The sequence below is a fragment of the Micromonospora coriariae genome, from assembly GCF_900091455.1.
Lineage (GTDB): Bacteria > Actinomycetota > Actinomycetes > Mycobacteriales > Micromonosporaceae > Micromonospora > Micromonospora coriariae.
The window spans coordinates 2,351,676-2,376,849 of sequence record NZ_LT607412.1; the positions used below are offsets into that span (position 1 = coordinate 2,351,676).

The window sequence follows — 25,174 nt, forward strand, 5'->3', positions numbered from 1 at the left end:
CCCGCTCGGCGGCTCAGCCGGCGAAGAACTCCGGGCCACCGTCCGGCAGCGCGGGCGCCTCGCCGATCGCGGCGGCCCGGCGGGCCCACTCGCGCAGCCCGGCGATCTGCCGGTCGCCGAGCGAGAAGTCCAGGGTCCGGAAGTACGTGGCCAGCGTCGCGGCGTCAAACGGCTCCCACCGTGCCGCCGCCTCGGCGACCTGGTCGAGCTCGTCCAGGCAGAGGTCACGCGAGCGCAGGAACGCCTCGTGCACCTCCTTGACCAGACCCGGGTGGGCGGCGGCGAAGTCGCGGCGAACAGCCCACACGGCGAAGACCATCGGCAGCCCGGTCCACTCCCGCCACGCCTGCCCCAGGTCGGTGACTGTGAGGCCACGCTGCGGCGCCTCGTAGAGCGCCCGCAGCGCCACGTCACCGATCAGCACCCCGGCGTCGGCCTCCAGCAGCATCTGGGTCAGGTCCGGCGGGCACCGGAAGTAGTCGGGCCGAACGTTGTACCGCTCGGCGAGCAGCAGCTGAGCCAGCAGCACTCCGGTCCGCGAGGTCGAGCCGAGCGCCACCCGTGCGCCGTCCAGCTCGGTGAGGGGACGGGTGGAGACCACGTTGACCGAGAGCACCGGCCCGTCGCTGCCCACCGCGAGGTCCGGCAGGAGCAGCAACTCGTCCGCGTGCCGCAGATACTCCAACAGCGAGATCGGGCCGATGTCCAGGTCACCGGCCACGAGCGCGGTGTTCAACCGGTCTGGTGAATCCTTGTGCAGGTCGACGTCGAGCAGGGCACCGGAGCGCATCAGACCCCAGTAGATCGGCAGGCAGTTCAGGAACTGGATGTGCCCGACCCGGGGACGTGCGATGCGCTCAGCCATGACCCGACCGTATCGCCGGCTCCCGGCCTCGGCTCGGCGGGCCCGCCCAGAGTGGCCAAGCCCGCATCCGGCCCGGTCCACCGCTGGTGCTGCGGTCCGCCCGGGTCGGTCGGCGACGGCCGGCGTACCGCCCTCGCGACGACCGGCACGAAGACCAGCACCACCAGCAACCCGCCCCCGCCGGCCGCCGCGATCAGAGGCCGAGGCGGGACGACCGTGAGCAGCGCGCCGCCAACCAGGAACCCGGTCATCGAGCCGCCCTGCACCGCGGCGCCATAACTGGCGTACGCCCGGGCCCGCATCGCCTCCGGCACCCGGCGAGCGGTGAGCAGATTGGCGAAGACGTTCTCGCCCCCGTTGGCCGCGCCCGCCACCAGCCAGAGCGGCACCAGCAGGCCCGCACCCGGCACCATCGCGGCGAGCAGCACCATCAGGCTGCACCCGGCCAGCGTGAGCAGCACCCCACGGACCAGGGCGCCGTCGTCGTCCAGCCGGTGCGCGAGCCGGGCTGCCAGCCAGCCACCGGGCAGCATGCCGGCCATCCAGGCGGCACTGACCAGCCCGTAGGTCGTCGGCGAGCCGTTCAGGGTCTCCCGGATGAAGAAGACCTCGATCACGTTGATGCCGCCGATCGCCGCGATCACCACAGCGGTGCTCACCACCATGACGAGCATCAGCGGGTCGCGGCGCAACCGCCAGGCGGGGGCCCTACCGCGTGGGTCGGCCGGGGTGACCACCGCGTTGGTCCGCCGGCCACCGCGCCGCGTCCGCAGCAGCAGGCCGGCGACCACCAGTGCCAGGTAGGTCGCGGCGTCGAGCAGCAGCGGTACGCGGGTGCCGAACTGGCCCACCAGCAGCCCGGCCAGCACCGGACCGCCGAGCGCGCCGAGGGAGACGGCGGTCTGACTGATCGCGCTCGCCTGCGGCAGGTCGCTCGGGCGGACCATCGCCGGCAACAGCGCCGCCAGGCAGGGCTGGGTCACCGCCAGCCCGCAGGCGAGCAGTGCGACGAGCCCCACCACCAGGACCGGGTGGTCGACGAGGGCGAGCAGTGCACAGATCGCGGCCTGGGCCAGCCCGACGGTCACCAGCAGGGTGCGGCTGTCCACCCGGTCGGCGAGCCGGCCGGCGAGTGGGGCGAGCACCACCAGGGGCAGGGTGGCGGCGAGCAGCAGCCCGGACACGGCGAGCCCGCCGGCGCCGGCGCCCTGGAGCGCCAGCGCGAGCGCGGTGGCGGCGAGGAAGTCACCGCAGATCGTGGTGCCCCGCGCGGTGGCGGCGAGCCAGACGTCCGGCCAGCGCGATTCGACAACTGTGAAGGACATACTTCGAAAATATTCCTTCACATCGAACGGCACAAGCCCCTATGGCAGCGGCACCACGTGGTACTGCACCGAGACAGCTCGCGCACCCGACGGCGGATCGGTCCGACGGTTCCGCTGGCGGTACGGCTCCAGCACCGCCGAGACCGCCTCGTTCACCCCAGCCATCTCCTCCGCGGTGAGCAGCAGCAGGGTGTCGCTGAAGCGCGCCACGTCGTACCACTCGGCCGGCTCGTCCCCGGCGCGCCGCATCCAGTCCCGGGTCCGTTCCATGTCCCGAACCGCATGCGCCTCCACCAGCGCCTGCTCGGCCGCACGTGCGTCCGGACCGGCATCGCGACCCGCGTCAACCATCAAGTTGGAGCTGAACGTGCGCCACACCCGCTCGCGCGCGTCCCCCCGACTCGGCGCCTGCTCCACCAGGCCGAACTTCGCCAGCGCCCGCAGGTGGTAGCTGGTGGCGCTCGGTGACAGCCCGGCGATCTCGGCGCACTCGGTGGCGGTCCCGCCACCCTCCCGGCTGCTCAGATACTCCATGATCGCGATCCGGGCCGGATGGGCCAGCGCCCGCATCACCTGCGGGTCACTGATCGTCATCCGGCGCGGCTCGGGGCGGGCCTCGGTCATGCCTCCATGATCCCGGCCGTCGGCGCGTGCCGCCATCACCCCCCACAGGCCGTGCAAGCGTGCCCGCGTCGTCGGCGTTCAGCCGCTTCCGGAGCGCGGGTCACTGCGGCGCAGCGGCATTGCGCAGATCAAGGATCAGGGCAGGCGAAAGTGTCGTACACCTGTTCTATTGTCTCGTCATGTTGGGGGCGTTGGCGCAGGCGGGCGGGGCCGTCGACGACTGCGCCGAGGCAGCCCCGTGGGCGCTCTCCGACGCCGAGTTGCTCGCGTCGCTCGACGCGACGCACACCGTGGCGCAGCGGCTGGCCAGCATCCAGCTCGGGCTCGTGCGTGAGCTCGACGCCCGCGGCCTCGCGGTCGCTCAGGGCGCCTCGTCCACCGCCGTCTGGTTGCGCGAGCGGCTTCGGCTCTCCGGTCGATCCGCCCGCGACCTGGTCCAGCTCGCCGACACCGTCAACGCCGCGCCGCCCGCGGTGCGCGACGCCATGCGCACCGGCACCATCACCGTCGAGCAGGGCCGGGTGATGGCGGAGACGATCCCGGCCCTTCCGGTCGAGGCGGGGCCGGAGGTCGCCGACAAGGCCACCCAGCTGCTCATCGCGTGGGCCGACCGGTTCGATTCGGCCACGCTGAGCCGCCTCGCGGCCCGTGTCCTCACCCACGTCGCACCGGACCTGGCCGACCAGGCCGAGCTGGCAGCGCTCGAAAGGGCCGCCGAGCGGGCCGAGGCCCGCCGGCACGTCACCCTCTCCGAGCAACACGACGGGCAGGTACGCGTCAGCGGCAGCCTCGACACCGAGACAGCGAGCCTGCTCCGCGAGGCCATCGATCCGCTGTGCGCCCCAGCAGGCGCGCACGACGACCGCAGCCCCGGTCAGCGCCGGGCGGACGCGCTCGGCGAGATCTGCCGGCTGGCGCTGCTGACGCGGAGGAGCACAACGCCTCCGCCGTGCGCGGCGAGACCGAACCCACCGTCACCGCAGCGCCGCAGCGCCGCACCCTCACCGCCGCGCCTTGTCGCCCGCCCTCCGCCACGCCGCGTCGCCGCCGCCCTCAACCACGCCGCCGCGGCGCCACGCCGTCTCTATCGGGTGGTCGCGTCGGTAATTCGGTGGAAGGGTCGGGCGCGGGAGCGTAGGGTTGCAGGCCGCTTGACGGCCGAGGTGAGCTGCACCGGAACGGACGTCCACGCGCCGGGTGGCCGGCCATCCGCCCCCGGACACGCGAGCGCGCAGCAGATGTGAACGATGGGACGTCAGCATGCCCGCACTCGACCTCGACACCCACCTCGACACGGATCTCGCCGCCGAGCGCGCACACCTGGCCACCTCGCGGGAGGCGCTACGGCGGATGCGGGAGCGGGCCGAGGCCCTCTTCGCCACCGGCGACCAGGTTGCCGGCGACGCGTACGCCGCGGAGACGCTCGGCCGCACGCTGTCCCGCCGGGTCGCCGAACTGGCCGACGACCCGACCACTCCACTCTTCTTCGGCCGCCTCGATTTCTCCGGGAGCCTGGACAGCGGAGTCGGCGACGATGCCTCGGACACGAGCACGAGCGCCGGGTTGGGCACGACCGGCGGGGCGGCCAGGACCGCAGCCGACACGACCGGCGGGGCGGCCAGCAGCGGCAGCATTGGCGATCATGACGGCCGGCGGTACCACGTGGGGCGGCGGCATGTCACCGACGAGCTGGGCGAGCCGTTGGTGCTGGACTGGCGGGCGCCGGTCTCCCGGTCGTTCTACCGGGCCAGCGCGCGCGATCCGCAGGGGGTGGCGGTCCGGCGCCGGTTCGGGTTCAGCAACGGGGTGCTGACCAGCTTCGAGGACGAGCGACTGGACCGGGGCGAGGAGCTGGGTACGACCAGCCGGATCCTCACCGCGGAGATCGAGCGGCCGCGCGTCGGGCCGATGCGGGACATCGTCGCGACCATCCAGCCGGAGCAGGACGAGCTGGTCCGGGCCGACCTGGCTGACTCGATCTGCGTGCAGGGCGCGCCGGGCACCGGGAAGACGGCGGTGGGCCTGCACCGGGCGGCGTACCTGCTCTATCTGCACCGGGAGCGGTTGCGGCGGGCGGGTGTGCTGATCGTCGGGCCGAACCGGGCGTTCCTGTCGTACATCGCGGCGGTGTTGCCGGCACTCGGTGAGGTCGAGGTCGAGCAGGCCACCGTGGAGGAGTTGATCTCGCGGGTGCCGGTCCGGGCGGTCGAGCCACCGGCGGTCGCCGCGCTCAAGCACGATGTCCGGATGGCCAACGTGCTGCGCCGCGCGGTGCAGGCACAGATTGGCACGCCGACCGAGTCGATCACCGTGTCGGACGGCTCGTTCCGCTGGCGGATCGGGCTGGAGCCGTTGCACCGGATCGTCGAGGAGACCCGTCGGGAAGGTCTGCCGTACGGCACTGGCCGGGAGCGGGTCCGGGCGCGGGTGGTGAGCCTGCTGCAGCGGCAGGCCGAGGCGCGACGGGCGGAGTCGCCCGGCGACGCCTGGCTGCGCCGGATGGGTCGGTGCCGGCCGGTGACCGATTTCCTGGACGCGGTCTGGCCGGCGCTCACTCCCGAGGGCCTCGTACACGGCCTGCTGGCCGACCCGGCGCGGCTCGCCGCCGCGGCGGACGGATTGCTCAGCGACACCGAACAGGCGCTGCTGACCTGGGCGAAGCCGGCCCGTACGGCGAAGGCCACCCGCTGGACCGCCGCCGACGCGGTGCTGATCGATGAGGCGACCGGGTTGCTGGAACGGCTCTCCGGGTTCGGGCACGTGGTGGTGGACGAGGCGCAGGACCTGTCGCCGATGCAGTGCCGGGCCATCGCTCGCCGTAGCGAGCACGGCTCGGTCACGCTCCTCGGTGACCTCGCGCAGGGCACCGCGCCGTGGGCGGCGACGGACTGGCGCGAGTCACTCGCCCACCTGGGCAAGCCCGACGCGGTGGTGGTCCCGCTGACGGTCGGCTTCCGGGTGCCCGCCGCGGTGGTCGCGTTCGCGAACCGGCTGCTGCCGGCGCTCGCGGTGGACGTACCCCCGGCCGAGTCGCTGCGCCGCGACGGCGGCCTGGACGTGCGTACCGTGACCGACCTGACCGCCGCGACGGTGGCGGAGGTGCACGCGGCGCTCGCGCACGACGGCTCGGTCGGTGTGATCGCCGCGGACGACGCGGTCGACGGGCTGCGCGCGGCGCTGGCCGCCGCCGGCGTCCCGACCGCGACCGCCGACGACGTGACCGACGCGGAGCGGGTCACGGTGGTGCCCGCGACGCTGGTCAAGGGCCTGGAGTACGACCACGTGGTGGTGGTCGAGCCGGCCGCGATCGTCGCGGCCGAGGCGCGGGGGCTGCACCGGCTGTACGTGGTGCTCACCCGGGCGGTGTCCCGGCTCGCGGTGTTGCACCACGAGCCGCTGCCCGCGCCGCTGTTGACCTGGTCAGCGACCGGAGAGCGCTGAGGCGATCTCACGCAGCGGCTTGCCGGGCTCGGCGATCGGCACCGTGAACGCCAACCACGAGCCGTCGGTGAACTCCACCCGGAGCCGCTTCGGGTTGAGCCGGTGCCAACCCACCCGCGCGTCGGCCACCGCGGCCCGGGGCGCCGACCAGACGATCCGGGTGCCGGCCACCGCCCGCTCGTCGTCGGCCCGGCTCGACCAGAGCTTCATCGGCCCGGACGCGCACACCAGCAGCCGCCGGTCGGTGACGGCGAGGACCGTGTCGTGGAGCGTGAGCGCCGGAGGCACCGGCCGCCGGGAGTGTTGCAGCGTCGAGGCGAACGAGCCGGGGGCGCCCCGGCCGGCCACCCCGTGGGTGATGCGGTCGACGATCCGGTCCCCCGCCGGGAAGGACAGCAGCGGTGAGATCAGGTTGAGCAGCACGGCGCCGACGTCGACGCCAGCGCCGGAGGACTCCGACTGCTTCGCGGCCGGCGGGTCGGGCGGCCGGACACCGTGGGCGATGTCCGTCTTCGCGACGGCGAGCACCCGTTCCCCCGGCTCGACCAGCTGGGTCAGCCGTTCCTGGTAGCTGATGTGCGCCATCGGCTCAGTGCCGGTCCGCGGTCAAGGCCTCCGGCTGGACCTCCAGCTCACTACTCGGCCTCGACACGGACCCTCCCCTGTGTCCTGTGCTACGGGTCAGCCGCACGGTTCTCCACCATAGGCACTCCGGGCCACTGTCGGTGACCCGACCGCTGAGCGGGACACCGGACATCGGCTTTGCATCGTAAAGTAGTTTGCATGGACTCCGACGACGACCTGCCGCCCTCCGACGCCGCGGCGGCGCTGCGGCTGATCCGCCACCAGCAGGCGGTCACCGCGACTCGGCTGGAGCCCGACGCCCGGCTCGTCTACTGGCCGTGGGGTGTGGCCTGGTTGATCGGCTTCGGCCTGTTCTTCCTGCGTTTCGCGCCCGACGGTCGGGTGCTGGTCCGACTGCCCGACTGGCTGCCACTGACCGCCCTCTTCGTCCTGCTGCTGGCCGCCGGAGCGGTTCAAGCGGTTGCCGGCGCACGGGCGTACGGCCAGGTGACCGGCGACTCCGCCCGGCGTGGGCTCTGGTACAGCTGCGCCTGGGGCCTGGGCTCCGTGAGCGTGTACGCGGCGCTCGGCCGGGTCTCCGAGCACCTGCCACACGACCTGGCCGGCCTGCTCTGGTCGGCGACCGCCGTCGGGCTGACCGGCGCGCTGCACATGGCCGGCGGAGCCATCTGGCTGGATCGGGACCTGTTCCGGCTTGGCATCTGGATCAGCGTGATCAACTTGGCGGGCGCATTCGCCGGGCCGGGCTGGCATGCACTGGTCGTCGCGGTGGCCGGCGGCGGCGGAATTCTGGTCGCCGGAACGGTCGCCCGGCTGCGACAACGGCACCGGCCGTGACCGAACTGGACCCGGTGATCCACGCGCAGGCCCGGCTGCGGGTGGTCGCGAGCCTCTCCGCACTCGGCGACGGCGACCGGATCACCTTCCCCCGGTTGCAGGAGCTGCTCGCGATGACCCCGGGCAACCTGTCCGTGCACCTGCGCAAGCTCGAGGACGCCGGCTACGTCGAGATCAGCAAGACCCACCGCGGACGCACCCCGGCCACTCTCATCCGGCTCAGCCGGCGGGGCCGGCTGGCGTTCGAGGAGTACACCGAGAGCATCCGCGCCCTGCTCGACCCCACCTCGTCGAAGGAGCAATCATGATCCTCGCCCGCGCCGACCAGGCCAGCCGCCGGTACGGCGACGTCCTCGCCCTCGATCGCGTCGACCTGGAAGTCCGGGCCGGTGAGCTGGTCGGCCTGCTCGGCCCGAACGGCGCCGGTAAGAGCACCCTGATGAACCTGCTGGTCGGTCTGCGCCGACCCAACGCCGGGCGCGTCGAGCTGTTCGGCGGCGACCCCCGCGACCCGGCGTCCCGGCGACAGATCGGGGTCACCCCGCAGGAGACCGGCCTACCCGGGACGCTGCGCGTCGGTGAGGTCGTCGACTTCGTCTCCGCGCACTACCCCGACCCGGTGCCCCGGGGAGAACTGCTCGACCGCTTCGGCCTTGGCGACCTCGCCCGACGACAGACCGGTGGCCTCTCCGGCGGGCAGCGCCGCCGCCTGGCGGTGGCGCTGGCGTTCGTCGGCCGGCCCCGACTGGTGCTGCTCGACGAGCCGACCACCGGCCTGGACGTGGCCGCCCGGCACACTCTGTGGGACGCGATCCGGGCGTTCCACGACGACGGCGGGACCGTCCTGTTGAGCAGCCACTACCTGGAGGAGGTGGAGGCGCTGGCCCGCCGGGTCGTGGTGATCGGGCAGGGCCGGGTGCTCGCCGACGACACCGTGGACGCGGTGCGCGACATCGTCGGCGTACGCCGGGTCAGCCTGGTCGCCGACGACCTGCCCGAGCTGCCCGGCGTGGTCCGCACCGAACGGATCGACGGCCGGCTGCACCTGCTCACCACCGACGCCGACCAGTTGGTCCGGGCGCTGGTCACCGCCGGGACCGCCTTCGCCGATCTGGAGGTGCGGCCAACCTCGCTGGAGGACGCGTTCCTGGCCATCACCAACGGGAGCGAGCCCGCCACCGGGCCAGAGCCCACCGGCGGCAAGTCCGCCCACCCCGCAACCGCCGCCGCCGGTGGCCGACCGACCACCGCCTGAGGAGGCGAATCACCGTGCAGCTCGCCCTGGTTCACGCCCGCTACCAGCTCCTGGAGATCATCCGGATCCCGGTGGCCGTCGTCGGCAGCGCCTTCTTCCCGGCCGCCGCCATGATCTTCTTCGTGGTGCCGTTCGCCGGCGACGACCCGGTCGGCGCCACGTTCGCGACCGCGTCGATGGTCACCTTCTCGGTCATGAGCGCCAACATCTTCCAGTACGGCGTCGGTGTCGCCGAGGACCGCGACCAGCCGTGGAATCCGTACACCCGGACCCTGCCGGCCGGGCCGGCACCCCGGTTCGCCGGCCGGGTGCTGGCCGGCCTGGCGCTGACGTACCTCTCGCTGATCCCGGTCGTGGTGATCGGCGCGACGCTCACAGCGGCCCGGATCACGCCGGTGGCCTTCCTGCTGACCGCCGCCACCGTGGCCGTCATCTCGGTGCCGTTCACGCTGATGGGGCTCGCCATCGGCTACTCGCTGCCGAGCAAGGCGGCCATCGTGGTCGCGCAGGTGGTCTTCCTGCCGCTCGCGTTCGGCGGCGGCCTGCTCTCCGCGCCGGGCGACGCACCCGGGTTCATCGAGACGATCGCGCCGTACCTGCCCACCCGGGGCGCGGCGGAGCTGATGTGGGCGGCGGTGGGCGACTACCCCGTCGAGCCACTGTCGCTGATCATGCTCGGCGTCTGGGTGGTGCTGCTCGCCACGCTCGCCGGTTGGGCGTACCGGCGGGACGAGGGTCGCCGGTTCAGCTGACGATTCGTCCGTTTCCGCCCCGGCCCGCGGCGGGACGGTGCCAGGATTCCGGCAGGGGGCCGTCGTGGCCGCCGGGCCGAGAGGGGTCTTGACGTGAGCACCGTCCCGCCGGGTACGCCCTGCTGGGCCGACCTGGCCACCCCGGACCTGACCGACGCGCGGCGCTTCTATCCCGAGCTGTTCGGCTGGACCGGCCGGGTGACACCGGAGCCCGAAGCGGGCGGCTACACCATCTTCCAACTCGACGGGCGGTCCGTGGCCGGAGCCGGGCCGCCGGCGATACCGGACCAGGTGCCGATCTGGTCGACGTACCTCGCCACGGACGACGCCGAACTGGTCGCCGGCCGGGTCGAACGGGCGGGTGGACAGGTCGTGGTGCCGCCGTTCGAGGTCTTCGACCGGGGCCGGATGGCGGTCTTCGCCGACCCGGCGGGCGCCACGTTCAGTGTCTGGCAACCGCTGGCGATGCCCGGCGCCGAGGTGTTCAACGTGCCGGGCGCGATGAGCTGGACGGAGCTGGTCACCCCGGACCCGGAGGGCGCCAAGGTCTTCTACGAGCTGGTCTTCGGCTGGCAGCCGGACGACCAGCTCGTCGGCGGAATGACGTACACCGGGTGGCGGCTCGGGGCGCAGATCGTGGCCGGGATGATGCCACCGTTCGCCGACGACTTCCCGGCCGACCTGCCGGCGTACTGGACGGTGTACTTCGCGGTGGCCGACGCGGACGCCGCAGCGGCCCGCGCCGCCGAGCTCGGCGGGACCATCCTGGTGCCGCCCCGGGACAACCCGGCGGGCCGGTTCGCCGCCCTGCGCGACCCGCAGGGGGCGCTCTTCTCCGTCATCGACCTCGGCCCGGACGGGGATTGACCGCCGGCTCAGCGGGGACGGACGGGGACTGACCGCCCGGCTCAGCGGGGGCGGACGGGGACGACGAGGGGCCCGTGGGCGCCGGGGACGACCCGCACGCTGGCCCGGTAGTGGGTGGCGAGCAGGTGCTCGGTGAGCACCTCGTGCGGACTCCCGACGGCCACCACCCGACCGTCGGCGATCAGCACCATCCGGTCGGCGTACTCGCCGGCCAGGGAGAGGTCGTGCATGGTGGCGAGCACGGTCAGGCCGTGCTCGCGGCGCAACTGGTCGACCAGCTCCAGCACCTCCTGCTGGTGGCCGATGTCCAGTGCGCTGGTCGGCTCGTCGAGCAGCAGCAGCGTCGCGCCCTGGGCCAGCGCCCGCGCGAGGAAGACCCGCTGTCGTTCACCGCCGGAGAGGGTGGCCAGCTCCCGGCGGTGGAAGCCGGTGAGGTCCAGCCGGTCGAGCACGTCGTGCACGGCGGCCACGTCGGCGGCGGACTCCCGGCCCAGCGGCGGGATGTAGGGGGTGCGACCGAGCAGCACGTAATCCAGCACCGACATGCCGGGCGGCACCACCGGGGACTGGGCCACCGTGGCCACCACCCGGGCCCGGTCGCGGCGGCGCAGCGCGGCGCTCGGCGTACCGAAGAGGGAGATCGCCCCCGGTGCGGGCAGCAACCCGCCGACGGCGCGCAGCAACGTCGACTTCCCGGCGCCGTTCGGACCGATCACGGTGACCCACTCGCCGGCGGCGACGGTGAGGTCGACGCCGGTGAGGATCGGTGTGCCCTCCAGGCTGACGTGCAGCCCGCGCACCTCGACCGCCGGCGCATCGGCCGCGCCGTCCGGGACGGCGGCGGGTTCGGGGATCACGTGAGCACCCGCCGGGCGGTACGCAGCACGAGCACGAAGAACGGGCCGCCGAGCAGGGCGGTGACCACTCCGATCGGAATCTCGGCCGGTGCGGCGGCGGTGCGGGCCACCACGTCCGTCAGCGCCAGGAACGCGGCGCCGAACAGCAACGACAGCGGCAGGATCACGCGGTAGCTCGACCCGGCGAGCAGCCGGACGGTGTGCGGCACGATGATGCCGACGAAACCGATCAGGCCGGTCGCGGAGACCGCCGCGGCGGTGCCCAGCGAGGCGGCCGCGATCAGCAGGTAGCGGGAACGCTGCGGGTGCAGACCGAGGCTCCTCGCCTCGTCGTCGCCGACCGCGAGGACGTCCAGCTCGCGACGGTGCAGCAGCACCACCACTGTGGTCAGCACGGCGTACGGCAGCACCAGCAGCACGTCGTGCCAGCCGGCGGTGGCCAGCCGGCCGAGCAGCCAGGAGTAGACCGGCTGGATGCTGTCGGAGTGCCGTTGCAGCAGGTACGTCTGCCCGGCGGAGAGGAACGCGGAGACCGCCACCCCGGCCAGGATCAGCATCGCCGGTGACCGGCTCCGCCCGCCGGCGCCACCGAGCAGGTAGGTCATCGTCACGGCAAGAAGCGAGCCGGCGAACGCGGCCAGCGGGATGGTCAGCGGCAGGCCGGTGATCGCGCCCTGCCGGCCGACGCCGCCGAGCGCGATCACCGCGGTGACCGCGAGCCCCGCGCCGGCGGCCACGCCGAGCAGGTACGGGTCGGCCAGCGGATTGCGGAACACGCCCTGATAGCAACCGCCGGCCAGGGCGAGCAGGCCGCCGACGAGCAGACCCAGCACCACCCGGGGAAGCCGCAGCTCGGTGACGATGGCGATCTCCCGCTCGGTCAGCCCGCTCTCCAGGTGCACCCCGGGTATCAGGTTGAGCAGCTCGGCGGCGACGCTGCCCGGCGGCAGGCTGATCGGGCCGAGCGACACCCCGGCGACCAGCGCGAGGAGCACCGCGAACACGCCGGCGACCAGCCAGCGCTTGCGCAGCCCGGCGGGCCGCGACGCGGGTGGCGTCGCGGCCGGCCGGGTGGACGGCGCCGGGGCGGCCGCCGGCGGCACCCCGGTCACCGTGCCTTCTTGCGATAGCGACTGCGAGGCTCGCAACCCCGGCTCACTCGTCGCGCTCACCGACGGACGACGGTCACGCGGGCACCTTGGCGACCGCGTCGATGATGACCCGGAGCAGGTCCACGACCCGCGGGCCCCAGCGCGAGGCGATGTCGTCATCCAGCGGGACCACCTGATTGTTCTTCACCGCGGTCAGCCCGGCCCAGCCGCTGCGCGCCTTGACCGAGTCGGCGTTCTGCTGGCAGCACTTGGAGTCCGCCAGGAAGACGAAGTCCGGGTTGGCCTTGACGATGAACTCCTGGGACAGCTGCGGGTAACCGCCGTTCTTGCCGTCCGCGTCGGCCGGGTCCGCGATGTTGGCCAGACCGACCTGGCTGTAGAGCGAGCCCATGAAGGTCTTGCTGGTCACGCTGTACAGCTCCGGGCCCAGCTCGTGGTAATAGGTGAGCTTCTCGGCGCGCTGCGGCAGGTCCTTGACCAGCTTGGCGATGTCGTCCTTCATCCGGCTGGCGACGTCGGTCGCCTGGTCGGCGTGGCCGGTCAGCGTGCCCAGCTCGGTGATCTGCCGGTACGAGTCGTCAAGCGTGATCGCCGCCGGGGTGAGGTAGACCGGGATCTTCAGCTTGCCGAGCTGGTCGACGATCTTGTTGGTGTCGTTCGCGAGCACCACCAGGTCGGGGCTCTTGCCGGCGATCGCCTCGGCGTTGGGCTGGAAGCCGGACAGGTCGCTCTTGGGCGCGTCGGCCGGATAGTTCGACTGGTCGTCGACCGCGCTCACCTGCGGGCCGGCGCCGATGGCGAAGAGCATCTCGGTGGCGGTGGGCGAGAGCGAGATGATCTTCTCGGGGCGCTTGTCGAGCGTGAGTGAGCCGACCGTCACCGGGTAGCTGGCGGTTGCGGAGCTGCCACTGGCGGCCGGCTCGTCGGCGGTCTTCTCCGCGCACGCGCCGAGGGCGAGTGCGGCGACCGCGAGGGTCGCGGCGAAGATCCGGGGGGTACGTCTGGACATGGGGCCTCCTGTCGGTCGAGGAGTGTGGTGCTTCGCCGACAGGGGACTTTCGTGCGCCCGCCCACGAGGCGCCCTTCCTCGAGAGCGCGTGTCGCGACCGATCCGCAGGCGACCTGGCTCGTCCCCGTCGTCAGGACGGGGCATCACAGTTGCGGGACAGCGCCGGGCTCGCACCGGCTTCGCTGCGGAGTGGTCGCTAAGACGGTAGCGCACCGCCGGGACCATCCCTCGTTGATCTAGGGCTTATCGTCGCGGGTTGATCTCAGATCACGACGATATGCCCTAGATCGACACATCGGATGGGGCGGGTGGTGGGGCCCCGCAGGGGTGGGACGGGGCCCCACCCGACTAGGAGGACGTGATGGTGACGTTGTCCACAGCTGCCTCCACCAGGCTCGCGGTGGAGGCGTCGGCCGCCTCGATCTGGATGCGTACCGACTGGCCGGCGTACGGAGTGAGGTTGAGGTTCGACACCGCCCAGCTCCCGTTGCGGTTGGTCGCCGCGCCGGCCTGGGTGAGCAGCGCCGTGGTGCCGCCGTTGTGGACCACGCTCACCCGCAGGTGGTCCGCCGACGAGGCGTTCGAACCGTGGGCCAGGTACCAGGCCAGCGAGAGGGTCAGCGTGCCGGACGACGGCAGTGTCACAGCCGGGGACCGGGCGCTGGTCACCCCGCCGTCGACGTCGTGGTCACCCGCCGCCGAGCCGGCGAGCCGACCGGTGACCAGGTCGTTGCTGCCGGCGTACGGGGTGAGCTGCTTGGCCCCGGAGGAGGTGGTCGCCTGGGCGGCGCCCCGTTCCCAGGCCCCGAGGGTCGCGGTGTCGGTGCCGGACGGGTTGATGGTCCAGCCGGTCGCGGTCTCGAAGGTGTCCGACCAGACCGTGGTGCCGCCACCACCACCGCAGTACTGCGCCTGCTTGCCGATCGCCCGGTACGGGCAGTCGGCGTACTCGCTGAGCATCAGCACCGCCTCCCGGTTGCGGGAGGTCTGCGCGGGGATCACCTCGTCGGGCGGGTAGAAACCACCGCCGCCGGACGAGCCCGGGTACATCTCGAAGGTGTACGCCCAGATGCCGTGGGTGGCCCACATCCAGTCGATGCTGTCCCCGTCGGTGATGTAGAGGTCGCTGGACTGCTCCGGGGTGTAGCTGTTGGTGGCCGCCATCTGCCGGCCGATGGTGGCGAAGGTGTTGTACTGGTCCGCGCTCATTCCGGGCCCGGTGTTCGCGGTTGTGTAGCCGTACGGCCAGAGCACCAGCTGCGAGTAGGTGTGGAAGTCGATGTTGGCCTTGATCTGCTGCGTCCCGCCGACGACCCGGCTGTTGACGAAGTTGCGCAGCGCCTGCGTCTCCGGTGCGGAGAACGCCGACGGTCCACGGTAGGTCTCGGACGAGGTGGAGCCGGACGAGCCGCCGCAGCAGCCCCAGTTGTAGCCCCAGTTGCGGTTCAGGTCGGTGCCGACCGCGGACGAGCCGCTGTTGGGCTGCCGGTTCTTGCGCCAGGACCGGTACGACCCGGTGGCGATGTCGTACTCGCTGCCGTCCGGGTTGACCGTCGGCACGATCCAGATCTCCCGGCCGTTGACGATGTTGGTGATCCGGGAGTCGGAGCCGTAGCTGTCGGTGAAGAGGTTGAGCAGGTAGATCGCCATTTCGACGGTCAGGTGCTCGCGGGCGTGCTGCTGGGCGTTGAAGAGAAGCTCCGGCTCGCCCTCGTCGGTGCCCACGTTGTCGGAGATCTTCACCGCCATCAGGTCGCGGCCCTCGTACGACGTACCGATGCTGATCTTCCGGGCGATGGCCGGGTGATCGGCGACGGTCTGGTTCACCACGGCGGTCAGCTCCGCGTAGTCGTGGTAGTTGGAGTCGGCGGGCGGGAAGGCGAGGGTGCCCATTTCGCCGGCACCGCGCTCGGCGTTCGGCGGTGGGGCGAGCGGTTCCAGTCGGAAGCCGAGCCGGGTGATGGCGGCGGCCTCGCTGGCGGTGGCCGAGATGTGCAGCACGCCGTGTTCGGAGTAGTCGATGGCGGCCCCGGTGCGGGCCACCGCGGTGCGGTCGGCGGAGGTCCGGGGGCCGAGCACCCGGTAGCCGGCGGCGGCCGGCTCGGCGGTCCGGTCCGGTGCCGGTCGGGCGGAGACCGGGCCGGTGGCGACGGTGACGATTCCCAGCCCGGTGACGACGGCGAGCACCAGGACGCGGCGGAGAGGGATGGGCGTGCGGAGGGCCATGGACTACCTCCTCGAAGGGCGGGAGATCCCGCTCGGTGGAGGACACTTCACCACCTGTCACATGGTCATATCAATATTCATCGCTGGCTCTTGCATCCCAGGCAGATCATCGCGGCGGCAATGATTTTCCACCCGTCGAGATCTGGCGAAACTTCCTTCCGAGCGCGACACTGACCAGCAACGATGTCCCTCTCGACACCGCGGAGCCCTCATGGCCAGATCCCGTTTGCGCACCGCCGCCCTCGCCGGCGTCACCGCGCTCGCCCTGCTCACCACCGCCGCACCCGCGGCGGTCGCCGCACCACTCACCGGCGGCCCACCACCCGCCACCGTCCACGACGAGCAGATCACCTTCCAGGACTGGTCCGGGCCCGCCGACTGGCACCGGGGCAGCCGGGCCGGCACCCGCGTGGTGCCCGGCGCCCGATCGGGCGTCACGCTGGCCCGCCCGGCCGGCACCACCGAGTACGCCGACCCGCACACCGGCGTCACCCGCAGCTGGGAGTACGGCACCTGGACCTCCCCGGTGACCCGGGTCGGCTTCGACGCCACCGAGCTGATCGCGTCCTGGAACGCCGAGACCCCCGCCGGCACCTGGATCCAGGTGGAGATGCAGGGCAGCTACACCAGCGGTGACCAGACCCCGTGGTACGTCATGGGTCGCTGGGCGTCCGGCGACAGCGACATCAAGAGGACCAGCGTCAATCGGCAGGGCGACCCCTGGTCGACGATCTGGACCGACACCTTCAGCATCGACGACGCCACCGTCGGGGTGCTGCTGCGGTCGTACCAGCTGCGACTGACCCTCTACCGGGCGCCCGGGCAGACCGCCGCGCCGGTGGTCCGGATGCTCGGCGCGATGAGTTCGACCGTGCCGGACCGCTTCACCGTCACGCCGAGCGCCGGGCACATCGCCTGGGGCCGCGAGCTGCCGGTGCCCCGCTACTCGCAGAACGTGCACTCCGGGCACTACCCGGAGTACGACGGCGGCGGTGAGGCGTGGTGCTCCCCCACCTCGACCGAGATGGTGGTCGAGTACTGGGGACGCGGGCCGTCCGCGGCCGACACCTCCTGGGTGGACCCGACCTACCCCGACCCGACGGTCAACCACGCCGCCCGGATGACCTACGACTACACGTACGACGGCGCGGGCAACTGGCCGTTCAACACCGCGTACGCGGCCAGCTTCCCCGGCCTGGAGGGGCGGGTGACCCGACTGCACTCACTGGACGAGCTGGAGCGTTTCATCGCCGCCGGCATCCCGGTGGTGACCAGTCAGTCCTTCCTCGCCAGCGAGCTGGACGGCGCGAACTACGGCACCTCCGGGCACCTGTTCGTGGTGGTCGGCTTCACCGCCGACGGCGACGTGATCGTGAACGACCCCGCCTCGTCGAGCAACGACGTGGTGCGCAACGTCTACAAGCGTGCCCAGTTCGAGCAGATCTGGCTGCGCACCAAGCGGATCAACGCCACCGGCGGCGTCTCCGGCGGCTCGGGCGGCGTCGCGTACCTGATCAAGCCGACCAACAAGCCCTGGCCGAAGGTCTCGGGTTCCACCAACTGGTAGAGCGCGGTCGATCATGAAGTTATTGCCCGATCACCCGGCGTGTCGGAGCAATAACTTCATGATCAACGCGGGGGGTGGTCGGTGGGCGGCTCGGGGTCGGTGGAGGGCTGGTCGTCGCCGGCGAGAGCGGAGCGGAGCCGCTCCTTCTCGTCGCGGCGACGCGCCGCCGCGCCGGCCATCTCCTCGGCCATCTCGTCCCGCCACCCGCGCAACAGGAAGAAGGAGAGCGCGGCGGAGAAGGCCAGCGCCAGGATCAGCTTCAGGAACACGCTCATGTCGACCAGCCAGAGGCCCGCCAGCACGGCGACGAACAGCCCGATCCGGCCCAGCGTGTACTTGACCGACGCGCTCACCTGCACCACTCCGTTCTCTCCGTCACCCGCCGAGGCCGGCGGAAGGTCGATCCACCCGGCGGGCGGTCGGGTCAGCCGGTCCGGCGGGCCAGCCAACGGACGCCCGGGAACCAGACCGTCGCGTACGCCACGGTGAACGCCGCCGCCGCCAACGTTCCGGACAGCAGCGGCGGTAACCCGGCGCCCAGACCGGCGATCAGCAGCCCCGCGAACACCCCGACGGCGGCGGCGGCCAGCGCCGCCACCACCCGGGCCGCGCCGAACTCCCAGGCCCGGAAATCGTCCCAGAACAGCCACGCCGGCAGGATCACCGCCAGCCAACCGTTTGTGTGCCCGAAGTCGCCGGCACCGATCGAGGCGAACGCCCAGTCGAACAGCACGAGCGCCAGCGCACCGATGACCAGGCCGGCCAGGCACACCCCGAGCAGATCACCAAGGGTACGGACGCGCCCCTCGGCGTCCCGTCGGGGAAAGCCGCCCTGCCGTTCCGGTCCTCGTTGCTCGGTCATCGACTGCGAGGGTACGTGGCGGTTCAGGCCCACACCTGCTGCGGCTCGGCGCGCCGCTCGGCCAGCGACGGGGCCTTGTCGTACTCCCGGACCACGTTGTAGCGGGTGTCCCGCTCGACCGGCTGGAAACCGGCGTCCCAGATCAGGTGCAGCAGGTCGTCACGGTGCATTGTGCTCGGGGTGCCGTACGAGTCGGCGTCGTGGGTGATCTTGTATTCGACCACCGAGCCGTCCAGGTCGTCCACGCCGAAGTTCAGCGACAGCTGGGCCACCGAGAGCCCGTGCATCACCCAGAAGTTCTTCAGGTGCGGCACGTTGTCGAAGAGCAGCCGGGAGACGGCGAACGTCTTCAGCGACTCGGCCGGCGAGGCCATAGTGGTGCGCGCCTGGATCTTGTTACGGATCTTGCCGTCCGCCGAGTCCACGAAGTCGTGCTGGTAGCGCAGCGGGATGAAGACCGCGAAGCCGTTGGTCTCGTCCTGCAGCTCGCGCAGCCGCAGCACGTGGTCGACCCGGTGCCGGGGCTCCTCGATGTGGCCGTACAGCATTGTCGCCGGGGTCTTCATGCCCTTGCTGTGCGCCAGAGCGTGGATGCGCGACCAGTCCTCCCAGTGGCAGGCGTGGTCGACGATGTGCTGGCGGACCTCCCAGTCGAAGATCTCCGCGCCACCACCGGTCAGCGACTCCAGGCCGGCGTCCATCAGCTCGTCGAGGATCTCGTCGGCGCTCAGGCCGCTGATCTTCTCGAACCACTGCACCTCGGTCGCCGTGAAGCACTTGAGCTTGACGTTCGGCAGCGCCGCCTTCAGCTCACGCAGCACCTTCGGGTAGTAACGCCAGGGCAGCGTCGGGTGCAGGCCGTTGACGATGTGCAGCTCGGTGAGCTGCTCGTCCTCCATCTCCTTGGCCTTGCGGACCGCCTCGTCGATGCGCATCGTGTACGCGTCCTTCTCGCCCGGCTTGCGCTGGAACGAGCAGTACGCACAGGACGCCGAACAGACGTTGGTCAGGTTCAGGTGCCGGTTGACGTTGAACATCACCCGGTCGCCGTTGAGCTCGGTGCGCTTGTGGTGCGCCAGCCGCCCCAGCCAGGCCAGGTCGTCGCTGTCGTAGAGGGCGACCCCGTCCTCACGGGTCAGCCGCTCACCGGCGTACACCTTCGCTTCGAGCTCACGCTTGAGTCCGGCGTCCATGGCACGTCCCTTCCACCTGCGGTCCCGGTCGAGCGTACGTCGGCACGCCGACCGGCCCGGCGGCACGGTCGGCCGCAGCGACCGACTTCACCAGACTCTCAGCCTCCCGTAACCCGGCGATGCATCGACATCACTGTCCCGGTGCGGTAAGACAGGGTGGGGCGGAACACACACTGGTACCGTCCCGACCGCCGTGCCACCGAGCGCGGCGACGGGCAGCGGGACGGGGAGCGGAATGGTCGACAGCGGGCGCGGGCGACGGCAGCGACGACGGAGCCCGGTGATCTCGCCGGTGCTGCGTCCGAGGCTCTGGGCCGCCCTGCTCGGCGCGATCGCCGCCGCCGTGCTCGCCACCCCCGCGTACGCCGAGCCCGGGGTGCCCACCACGGTGCCGGACACCGGCTCGCGCCCGGCGGTGGTCGGCTCGCTCCAACTGCCCGGTGGCGCGCCCGTCGCCGGTGTCCCGGTCCCGCCGGTGGTGAACGTCGGCACCGGCCCGCTGGCCGCCCAGATCGCCGCCGGCGAGACCCAGGTCGGCGCCCTCGGCGAGGCACTGCTGCTGAGCCGGCAGAAACGCGCGGACGCGCAGGCCCAGCTCGAGGCGGCCGGCAAGGCGCTGGCGACCGCGCAGGACAATCTCCTCCGGGCGCAGCAGGCGGCCGACGTCGCCGCCTCGGACGCGTTCAAGGCAGCCGCCGCGCTACCGCCCGGCGACCTGGCCGACGACATCCAGGGGTTGAGCCGGCTCCAGCGGATCGCCCGTGGCGAGAAGGTCGAGCGCGGCACCACGGGCGTGGCCGGGGAGCTGACCCGGGCCCGCAGCGGCGAGCAGCTCGCCTACCAGGCACACGCCACGGCCAAGACCGAGCTCGACGCCGCCGAGGCGGAGTTCGCCGCCGGCGAGAAGGCGCTGCGCGCCGCCGAGGCCAGCCTCCTCAAGCTGCGCCGTGACAACGCCGCGCAGCTCATCGAGATCGAGCGCCAGCAGGAGGCCGCGGAGCAGCAGCTGGGTGCCGGCTACCTCGTCGGCCAGAACGTCAGCGGGATGGCGGCGCACCCGCGGGCGCTGGCCGCGGTCCGGTACGCCCTCGCCCAGCTCGGCGACCCGTACGAGTGGTCGGAGGAGGGGCCCGACACGTTCGACTGCTCCGGTCTGATGTGGGCGGCGTACCGGTCGCCCGGCGCCGACTACTTCCAGCTGCCCCGGGTCTCCCGGGACCAGTACGCCGCCACCCGCTCGCGGACTGTGCCGCAGACCGCGCTGCTCCCCGGCGACCTGCTCTTCTTCGCCTCCGGCAGCAGCTGGACCACGATCCACCACGTCGCCATGTACATCGGCAACGGCAAGATGGTGCAGGCGCCCACCACCGGCGACGTCGTCAAGGTCTCGGTCGTCCGCTGGTCCCGGCTGTACGCCGCCACCCGGGTCATCGGCGCGGTGCCGGCGCCGACCGTGCCGGTCCGGACGCCCAGCGCGCCGGCCAGCCCGACGCCGACGCCCACCACCAAGCCGACGCCCACCACCAAGCCGACGCCGACCACCAAGCCGACGCCCACCACCAAGCCGACGCCGACCGGATCGGCCACCCCGACGCCGTCCCACACCCCGACCCCGACGCCGACGCCGACCGGCAGCACCTCGCCGAGCACCTCGCCGAGCACGGGCGGGACGCCGACGACTGCGCCCCCGCCGCCGACCAGTGCGCCGGCCACCTCGACCCCGGCCGGCTCGCCGTCGGCGAGCCGGAGCGGGGTGGCCAGCGACAGCCCGACCCCGAGCACTGCGGGCAGCCCGAGCACCGGAAGCTGAGCCGCCACAATCGGCTCCGGCTGTCCGCTCGGGGCGATCTGTGGCACCGTGACATCCAGGCACATCCGGCCCGGTGTCACGGGTCCGGGTGCGAGCGTGGCACGGAGGGCGGAGATGGCCGAGCAGAGTGATCCGGCGGACAAGGCCGGCCCCGTCGCGGTCGGCCAGCCGGGACCGGGAACCACTGACCCGGCACCCGGCGCCGACACCGTCCCGGCCGCCGCCGAGGCACTGGCCGACGGTGACGCCGCCGCCGCCGCCAGCGGCGAGGGCACCGGCACCGACGCTCCCGCCGGCACCAGCGCCGCCAACGAAGCGGACGAGGGGAAGCCCGATGCGGCCGACCCGGCCGCCGCCCCGGTGCGGGCCCGAGCCAGTGTCGTCACCGCCGCCGCGGTGCCGGATGACCTCCCGGCCAGCGCTCCCGTGAGCGCGACCACCTATCGGGCGGGCGGATCGACCAACCCGGCCGGCGGGGCTCTGCCCGGGCAGCGGGACGGCTCGAGCTCCCCGGCCCGGGCCAGCGCCACGGTGCCCGCCACCAACCGCGTGACGGCCGGCTCGGTGGGCACCCCGGACTCGCGGGCGAGCGCTCCCGGTGTCTACCGCTCCGCCCCGGTGAGCCCCGAGCCGTCCCAACCGGCGCAGCCTCCGGAGCCCGCCCAGCCGGCCACGCCTCCGACCCCGGAGCCGGCGCCCGCGCCACCGGGCCCGACCCCGCCGCCCGAGCCCGAGCCGGCGCCGAGCCCTGGGCCGTACCCGCCCGGCCCGGTGCCGACCCCGCCACCGAGGCCCCGGCCCACGCCGCCACCCGGCCCACTGCCGCCCGTCCCGGGACCACCCACACCGCCGCCGGCTCCGGTGCCGCCGGTGCCGGGCCCGCCGGCACCGCCCGTCCCGGGCCCGCCGGCACCGCCACCCGGCCCGCCGGTGCCCGGGCCGCCCCCGCCGCCCGGCCCGATGCCGGCACCACCCTTCCCGCCGCCGCCCGCGACGCCCGGCGGCCCGCCGGGCGTGCGAGCCACCGCGTCGGTCTCCGCGCCGCCGGCCAGCCCCACCGGGTGGACCGCCGCGTCGTCCACCGATTCCGCCGGGCGCGGCTCCACGCCGAGCTACGGCTCGTCGTCCGGCCCGGGCGTGCGGGCCTCCGCGTCGCCGGCCGGTTGGTCGTCCCCCGCTGTTGCCCCGCAGCCCACCCAGGGCGGCGGTGGGTGGACGGCGGCACCCGTCTCGGCCCCGCCGGTGGTGCCCGCACCGGCGCTGCCCAGCTGGCCGCCGTCCACCACGGGCGGCGTCCCGGCGGGCGGAAACGACACCGGCGGCTCCCGGCGGCCCAACCCGGCGGGCGGGCCGACTGGACGGGGCTCGGCGGCCGGCCGCGGCGGGCGCTACGACGGCGGTCGCGATCTGGCCGGCACCGTCTACGGCGGCGGCGAGGAGCCCGGCTACACCACTATCGCGCTGCCGGCCAGCGCGGTGGAGAATTCCGGTTCCCTGACCGGGCACATCCTGGCCCAGGGCTGGACGGACACCCCGGCCGAACGGTCTTCCAGCACCGCCCGGGTGGTGATCGTCCTGGCCGCCGCGCTGGGGCTGCTGGTGGCGGTCAGCGTGCTGGTCGTCCTGCTCGCCAACGACGCCCTGGACGGCCTGGTGGGCAACGTGCTCAACGGCTGAGTGGGCGATCGGGGCGATGGTGAGTCCGCCCACTACGGTCGGGCAACCGGCTGGCGGCTCCGCCGGACCGCCGTACACTGGTCGAGATCACTGACCCGGCGCGCGTGATGCGCGCCCATGGGCGATCTTGCGGGCGATCCGGCGGCACAGCCGCGGCAGGCCATCGCGAAGATGCGCCCCGCTCGAAAGGCATTTGTTGACCACCTCTGCTGACCCCAGCATCGTTCCGTCCGTTTTCGATTCCGCCCCGGCGGCGGTCGACGCCGCCGTGGAGACGCCCGACGCCGCCCCGACGGAGGTCGCCGAGCCCGTCGACTTCGCCGCGCTCGGCCTGCCCGAGCCGCTGGTCCGCGCACTGGCGCGGCAGGGCATCACCACCCCGTTCGAGATCCAGAGGGCCACCGTTCCGGACGCGCTCGCCGGCCGGGACGTGCTCGGCCGCGGGCAGACCGGGTCGGGCAAGACGCTCGCGTTCGGCCTGCCCCTGCTGGCCCGGGTCGCCGCCGGCCAGCCGGCCCGGCCGATGCGGCCGCGCGCCCTGGTCCTGGTCCCGACCCGGGAGTTGGCCATGCAGGTCAACGACGCCCTGCTGCCGCTGGGCAAGGCGATCAACGTGTTCCTGAAGACCGCCGTCGGCGGGGTGCCGTACGACCGTCAGATCGACGCGCTGCGGCGCGGCGTGGAGATCATCGTGGCGACTCCGGGCCGGCTCGGCGACCTGATCGAGCGGGGCATCTGCCAGCTCGACGACGTCGAGGTGACTGTGCTCGACGAGGCCGACCAGATGGCGGACATGGGCTTCCTGCCCGAGGTGACCGAACTGCTGGCGAAGACGCCCGCGAACGGTCAGCGGCTGCTCTTCTCGGCCACCCTGGACGGCGACGTCGACGCGCTGGTCAGGCGGTTCATGACCGATCCGGTGACCCACTCCACCGCGCCGTCCACCGCCTCGGTGTCCACCATGGACCACCACATGCTGTTGATCCCGCCGCACGAGAAGTTTCCGGTGACGGCCTCGATCGCCGCCCGGGACGGCCGGACCATGGTCTTCGCCCGGACCCAGCTCGGCGTCGACCGGCTGGTCGAGCAGCTCGCCGCTGTCGGCGTACGGGCCGGTGGCCTGCACGGCGGCAAGACCCAGCGGATGCGTACCAAGACGCTTGCCGAGTTCCGCGAGGGCCGGATGAACGTGCTGGTCGCCACCGACGTGGCGGCCCGGGGCATCCACGTCGACGGGGTCACCCTGGTGCTGCACGTCGACCCGCCGAAGGACCCCAAGGACTACCTGCACCGTGCCGGGCGTACCGCCCGTGCCGGCGAGTCGGGCGCGGTCGCCACGCTGGTGCTGCCCAAGCAGCGCCGTACCACCCTGGCGATGATGGAGAAGGCCGGCGTCGCGCCGGCCGAGAGCCGGGTCCGTCTCGGGGACCCGGCGCTGGCCGAGCTGATCGGCGCCCGCGAGCCCAGCGGTGTCCCGGTCCGCGTGGAGGCGGAGCCCCGCGGCTACGGTGACCGCTCCGGCGGCCCACGCCGGTTCGGCGACCGGCCGGGCGGCGACCGCCGCTACGGCGACCGCCCCCAGGGTGAGCGCCGCTACGGCGACCGCCCGACCGGCGAGCGACGCTTCGGCGACCGTCCGCAGGGTGAGCGCCGCTTCGGCGACCGCCCGACCGGCGAGCGACGCTACAGCGACCGCCCGCAGGGCGACCGGCAGTACAGCGACCGGCCGCAGGGCGAGCGACGCTACGGCGACCGGCAGTACAGCGACCGGCCGACCGGCGAGCGGCGCTACGGCGACCGCCCCCAGGGCGACCGGCAGTACGGCGACCGCCCGACCGGCGAGCGCCGGTACGCCGATCGGGATTCCCGGGGTCACGGCGACCGGCCGCAGGGCGAGCGCCGTTTCGGCGACCGCCCGCAGTTCGGCGACCGGGACGGCCGGGGTGACCGCCCGACCGGCGAGCGGCGCAGCGGCGACCGCCCGCAGGGTGAGCGCCGCTACGGGGACCGGGACGAGCGCGCCTCCGGCGACCGCCGTTTCGGCGACCGGCAGCAGGGCGAGCGCCCCGCCGACGATCGCCGGTTCGGAGACCGACCGGCCGGGGAGCGGCGCTTCGCGGACCGGGACGCTCGGGGTGGTTACCGCCCGGAGAGCCGCGGTCAGGGCGACCGGCAGCGCGACGACCGACAGCGCGACGACCGGCGTGGCTTCGGCGGGCGACCGCCGGCCCGTACCCACTGACCCACTGACCCACTGAACGCCGCCGCGGAGCCGCACGCTTCGCGGCGGCGTTCGCGCATGCCCTGCCG

The 25,174-nt window shown here is 73.1% G+C and carries 22 protein-coding genes and 1 riboswitch; of the genes, 11 read left to right on the forward strand and 11 right to left on the reverse strand.

Annotated elements, in window-relative coordinates; all coding sequences use genetic code 11:
- Nucleotides 1–13: 13 nt before the first annotated feature.
- From GA0070607_RS10975 to GA0070607_RS10985, 3 genes are read right to left on the reverse strand one after another with little or no spacing between them, the layout of a single operon-like run.
- On the reverse strand, nucleotides 14–865 hold the full coding sequence (locus GA0070607_RS10975) for a menaquinone biosynthetic enzyme MqnA/MqnD family protein (RefSeq protein ID WP_089018113.1): 852 nt from the start codon (nucleotides 863–865) through the stop codon (nucleotides 14–16).
- Nucleotides 817–2,190, reverse strand: coding sequence for an MFS transporter (locus GA0070607_RS10980; protein ID WP_089018114.1), 1,374 nt, complete (start codon nucleotides 2,188–2,190; stop codon nucleotides 817–819). The genes GA0070607_RS10975 and GA0070607_RS10980 overlap by 49 nt, the downstream gene beginning before the upstream one ends.
- A 39-nt stretch (nucleotides 2,191–2,229) precedes the next feature.
- Entirely contained in the window at nucleotides 2,230–2,814 is a 585-nt protein-coding gene (locus GA0070607_RS10985; protein ID WP_089018115.1) for a winged helix-turn-helix domain-containing protein, read from the reverse strand.
- Nucleotides 2,815–2,993: 179 nt separating this feature from the next.
- On the opposite strand from GA0070607_RS10985, the gene GA0070607_RS10990 reads away from it, so the two are divergent.
- Nucleotides 2,994–4,058 carry a DUF222 domain-containing protein gene (locus GA0070607_RS10990; RefSeq protein WP_231930950.1) on the forward strand — a complete coding sequence of 355 codons (1,065 nt, stop codon included), beginning with the start codon at nucleotides 2,994–2,996 and terminating at the stop codon, nucleotides 4,056–4,058.
- 16 nt (nucleotides 4,059–4,074) lie between these two features.
- The gene (locus GA0070607_RS10995; RefSeq protein WP_231930951.1) at nucleotides 4,075–6,255 is read left to right on the forward strand and encodes a HelD family protein; all 2,181 of its coding nucleotides are present in this window, start codon (nucleotides 4,075–4,077) and stop codon (nucleotides 6,253–6,255) included.
- On the opposite strand, the gene GA0070607_RS11000 is transcribed toward GA0070607_RS10995, so the two are convergent.
- The gene (locus GA0070607_RS11000) at nucleotides 6,235–6,840 is read right to left on the reverse strand and encodes a hypothetical protein (RefSeq protein ID WP_089018116.1); all 606 of its coding nucleotides are present in this window, start codon (nucleotides 6,838–6,840) and stop codon (nucleotides 6,235–6,237) included. The two genes, GA0070607_RS10995 and GA0070607_RS11000, sit on opposite strands and share 21 nt — an antisense overlap.
- Nucleotides 6,841–7,038: 198 nt before the next feature.
- Here GA0070607_RS11000 and GA0070607_RS11005 point away from each other — a divergent pair, with 198 nt between their 5' ends.
- The 5 genes from GA0070607_RS11005 (at nucleotide 7,039) to GA0070607_RS11025 (ending at nucleotide 10,551) form a co-directional block, all read left to right on the forward strand.
- Nucleotides 7,039–7,677, forward strand: coding sequence for a transporter (locus GA0070607_RS11005; RefSeq protein WP_089018117.1), 639 nt, complete (start codon nucleotides 7,039–7,041; stop codon nucleotides 7,675–7,677).
- Nucleotides 7,674–7,985 carry a transcriptional regulator gene (locus tag GA0070607_RS11010; protein ID WP_089018118.1) on the forward strand — a complete coding sequence of 104 codons (312 nt, stop codon included), beginning with the start codon at nucleotides 7,674–7,676 and terminating at the stop codon, nucleotides 7,983–7,985. Before GA0070607_RS11005 ends, GA0070607_RS11010 begins: the two co-directional genes overlap by 4 nt.
- On the forward strand, nucleotides 7,982–8,932 hold the full coding sequence (locus GA0070607_RS11015; RefSeq protein ID WP_231930953.1) for an ABC transporter ATP-binding protein: 951 nt from the start codon (nucleotides 7,982–7,984) through the stop codon (nucleotides 8,930–8,932). Before GA0070607_RS11010 ends, GA0070607_RS11015 begins: the two co-directional genes overlap by 4 nt.
- 14 nt (nucleotides 8,933–8,946) lie before the next feature.
- Nucleotides 8,947–9,684: an ABC transporter permease gene (locus tag GA0070607_RS11020; RefSeq protein ID WP_089018119.1), complete on the forward strand. Its 738-nt coding sequence runs from the start codon at nucleotides 8,947–8,949 to the stop codon at nucleotides 9,682–9,684.
- 93 nt (nucleotides 9,685–9,777) lie between these two features.
- The gene (locus GA0070607_RS11025; protein WP_089018120.1) at nucleotides 9,778–10,551 is read left to right on the forward strand and encodes a VOC family protein; all 774 of its coding nucleotides are present in this window, start codon (nucleotides 9,778–9,780) and stop codon (nucleotides 10,549–10,551) included.
- A gap of 41 nt (nucleotides 10,552–10,592) precedes the next feature.
- Here GA0070607_RS11025 and GA0070607_RS11030 read toward each other — a convergent pair whose 3' ends face one another.
- From GA0070607_RS11030 to GA0070607_RS11045, 4 genes are all read right to left on the reverse strand, one after another.
- Nucleotides 10,593–11,405 carry an ABC transporter ATP-binding protein gene (locus GA0070607_RS11030; RefSeq protein WP_089021784.1) on the reverse strand — a complete coding sequence of 271 codons (813 nt, stop codon included), beginning with the start codon at nucleotides 11,403–11,405 and terminating at the stop codon, nucleotides 10,593–10,595.
- Entirely contained in the window at nucleotides 11,405–12,511 is a 1,107-nt protein-coding gene (locus tag GA0070607_RS11035; protein WP_089021785.1) for a FecCD family ABC transporter permease, read from the reverse strand. The genes GA0070607_RS11030 and GA0070607_RS11035 overlap by 1 nt, the downstream gene beginning before the upstream one ends.
- A gap of 82 nt (nucleotides 12,512–12,593) precedes the next feature.
- Nucleotides 12,594–13,529 carry an ABC transporter substrate-binding protein gene (locus GA0070607_RS11040; protein ID WP_089018121.1) on the reverse strand — a complete coding sequence of 312 codons (936 nt, stop codon included), beginning with the start codon at nucleotides 13,527–13,529 and terminating at the stop codon, nucleotides 12,594–12,596.
- 112 nt (nucleotides 13,530–13,641) lie between these two features.
- Nucleotides 13,642–13,707, reverse strand: a riboswitch (cobalamin riboswitch).
- Between the two features lie 170 nt (nucleotides 13,708–13,877).
- Complete coding sequence (locus GA0070607_RS11045; protein ID WP_089018122.1) at nucleotides 13,878–15,755, reverse strand: M14 family zinc carboxypeptidase; 1,878 nt, start codon at nucleotides 15,753–15,755, stop codon at nucleotides 13,878–13,880.
- A gap of 211 nt (nucleotides 15,756–15,966) precedes the next feature.
- On the opposite strand from GA0070607_RS11045, the gene GA0070607_RS11050 reads away from it, so the two are divergent.
- Nucleotides 15,967–17,322, forward strand: coding sequence for a C39 family peptidase (locus GA0070607_RS11050; protein ID WP_089018123.1), 1,356 nt, complete (start codon nucleotides 15,967–15,969; stop codon nucleotides 17,320–17,322).
- A gap of 62 nt (nucleotides 17,323–17,384) precedes the next feature.
- Here the strand turns inward: GA0070607_RS11050 and GA0070607_RS11055 are convergent, their stop codons facing one another.
- The 3 genes from GA0070607_RS11055 to mqnE all read right to left on the reverse strand — a co-directional run bounded on the left by GA0070607_RS11055 (nucleotide 17,385) and on the right by mqnE (nucleotide 19,377).
- Nucleotides 17,385–17,675, reverse strand: coding sequence for a DUF4229 domain-containing protein (locus tag GA0070607_RS11055; protein ID WP_089021786.1), 291 nt, complete (start codon nucleotides 17,673–17,675; stop codon nucleotides 17,385–17,387).
- A 71-nt stretch (nucleotides 17,676–17,746) separates the two neighbouring features.
- Entirely contained in the window at nucleotides 17,747–18,184 is a 438-nt protein-coding gene (locus GA0070607_RS11060) for a hypothetical protein (protein WP_089021787.1), read from the reverse strand.
- 23 nt (nucleotides 18,185–18,207) lie between these two features.
- Entirely contained in the window at nucleotides 18,208–19,377 is a 1,170-nt protein-coding gene (mqnE, locus tag GA0070607_RS11065; protein ID WP_089018124.1) for an aminofutalosine synthase MqnE, read from the reverse strand.
- Between the two features lie 235 nt (nucleotides 19,378–19,612).
- Here mqnE and GA0070607_RS11070 point away from each other — a divergent pair, with 235 nt between their 5' ends.
- The 3 genes from GA0070607_RS11070 to GA0070607_RS11080 all read left to right on the forward strand — a co-directional run bounded on the left by GA0070607_RS11070 (nucleotide 19,613) and on the right by GA0070607_RS11080 (nucleotide 25,106).
- Nucleotides 19,613–21,187, forward strand: coding sequence for a C40 family peptidase (locus GA0070607_RS11070; protein WP_089018125.1), 1,575 nt, complete (start codon nucleotides 19,613–19,615; stop codon nucleotides 21,185–21,187).
- 114 nt (nucleotides 21,188–21,301) lie between these two features.
- Nucleotides 21,302–22,864 carry a hypothetical protein gene (locus tag GA0070607_RS33295; protein ID WP_089018126.1) on the forward strand — a complete coding sequence of 521 codons (1,563 nt, stop codon included), beginning with the start codon at nucleotides 21,302–21,304 and terminating at the stop codon, nucleotides 22,862–22,864.
- A gap of 196 nt (nucleotides 22,865–23,060) precedes the next feature.
- Nucleotides 23,061–25,106: a DEAD/DEAH box helicase gene (locus GA0070607_RS11080; protein ID WP_089021788.1), complete on the forward strand. Its 2,046-nt coding sequence runs from the start codon at nucleotides 23,061–23,063 to the stop codon at nucleotides 25,104–25,106.
- The last annotated feature ends 68 nt before the right edge of the window (nucleotides 25,107–25,174 follow it).

What these genes read in the sequence shown, in the direction of transcription:
- GA0070607_RS10975 (WP_089018113.1), bottom strand. Translation starts at nt 865, where the DNA reads ATGGCTGAGCGCATCGCACGTCCCCGGGTCGGGCACATCCAGTTCCTG.
- GA0070607_RS10980 (WP_089018114.1), bottom strand. Translation starts at nt 2,190, where the DNA reads ATGTCCTTCACAGTTGTCGAATCGCGCTGGCCGGACGTCTGGCTCGCC.
- GA0070607_RS10985 (WP_089018115.1), bottom strand. Translation starts at nt 2,814, where the DNA reads ATGACCGAGGCCCGCCCCGAGCCGCGCCGGATGACGATCAGTGACCCG.
- GA0070607_RS10990 (WP_231930950.1), top strand. Translation starts at nt 2,994, where the DNA reads ATGTTGGGGGCGTTGGCGCAGGCGGGCGGGGCCGTCGACGACTGCGCC.
- GA0070607_RS10995 (WP_231930951.1), top strand. Translation starts at nt 4,075, where the DNA reads ATGCCCGCACTCGACCTCGACACCCACCTCGACACGGATCTCGCCGCC.
- GA0070607_RS11000 (WP_089018116.1), bottom strand. Translation starts at nt 6,840, where the DNA reads ATGGCGCACATCAGCTACCAGGAACGGCTGACCCAGCTGGTCGAGCCG.
- GA0070607_RS11005 (WP_089018117.1), top strand. Translation starts at nt 7,039, where the DNA reads ATGGACTCCGACGACGACCTGCCGCCCTCCGACGCCGCGGCGGCGCTG.
- GA0070607_RS11015 (WP_231930953.1), top strand. Translation starts at nt 7,982, where the DNA reads ATGATCCTCGCCCGCGCCGACCAGGCCAGCCGCCGGTACGGCGACGTC.
- GA0070607_RS11040 (WP_089018121.1), bottom strand. Translation starts at nt 13,529, where the DNA reads ATGTCCAGACGTACCCCCCGGATCTTCGCCGCGACCCTCGCGGTCGCC.
- GA0070607_RS11045 (WP_089018122.1), bottom strand. Translation starts at nt 15,755, where the DNA reads ATGGCCCTCCGCACGCCCATCCCTCTCCGCCGCGTCCTGGTGCTCGCC.
- GA0070607_RS11050 (WP_089018123.1), top strand. Translation starts at nt 15,967, where the DNA reads ATGGCCAGATCCCGTTTGCGCACCGCCGCCCTCGCCGGCGTCACCGCG.
- GA0070607_RS11060 (WP_089021787.1), bottom strand. Translation starts at nt 18,184, where the DNA reads ATGACCGAGCAACGAGGACCGGAACGGCAGGGCGGCTTTCCCCGACGG.
- mqnE (WP_089018124.1), bottom strand. Translation starts at nt 19,377, where the DNA reads ATGGACGCCGGACTCAAGCGTGAGCTCGAAGCGAAGGTGTACGCCGGT.
- GA0070607_RS11070 (WP_089018125.1), top strand. Translation starts at nt 19,613, where the DNA reads ATGGTCGACAGCGGGCGCGGGCGACGGCAGCGACGACGGAGCCCGGTG.
- GA0070607_RS33295 (WP_089018126.1), top strand. Translation starts at nt 21,302, where the DNA reads ATGGCCGAGCAGAGTGATCCGGCGGACAAGGCCGGCCCCGTCGCGGTC.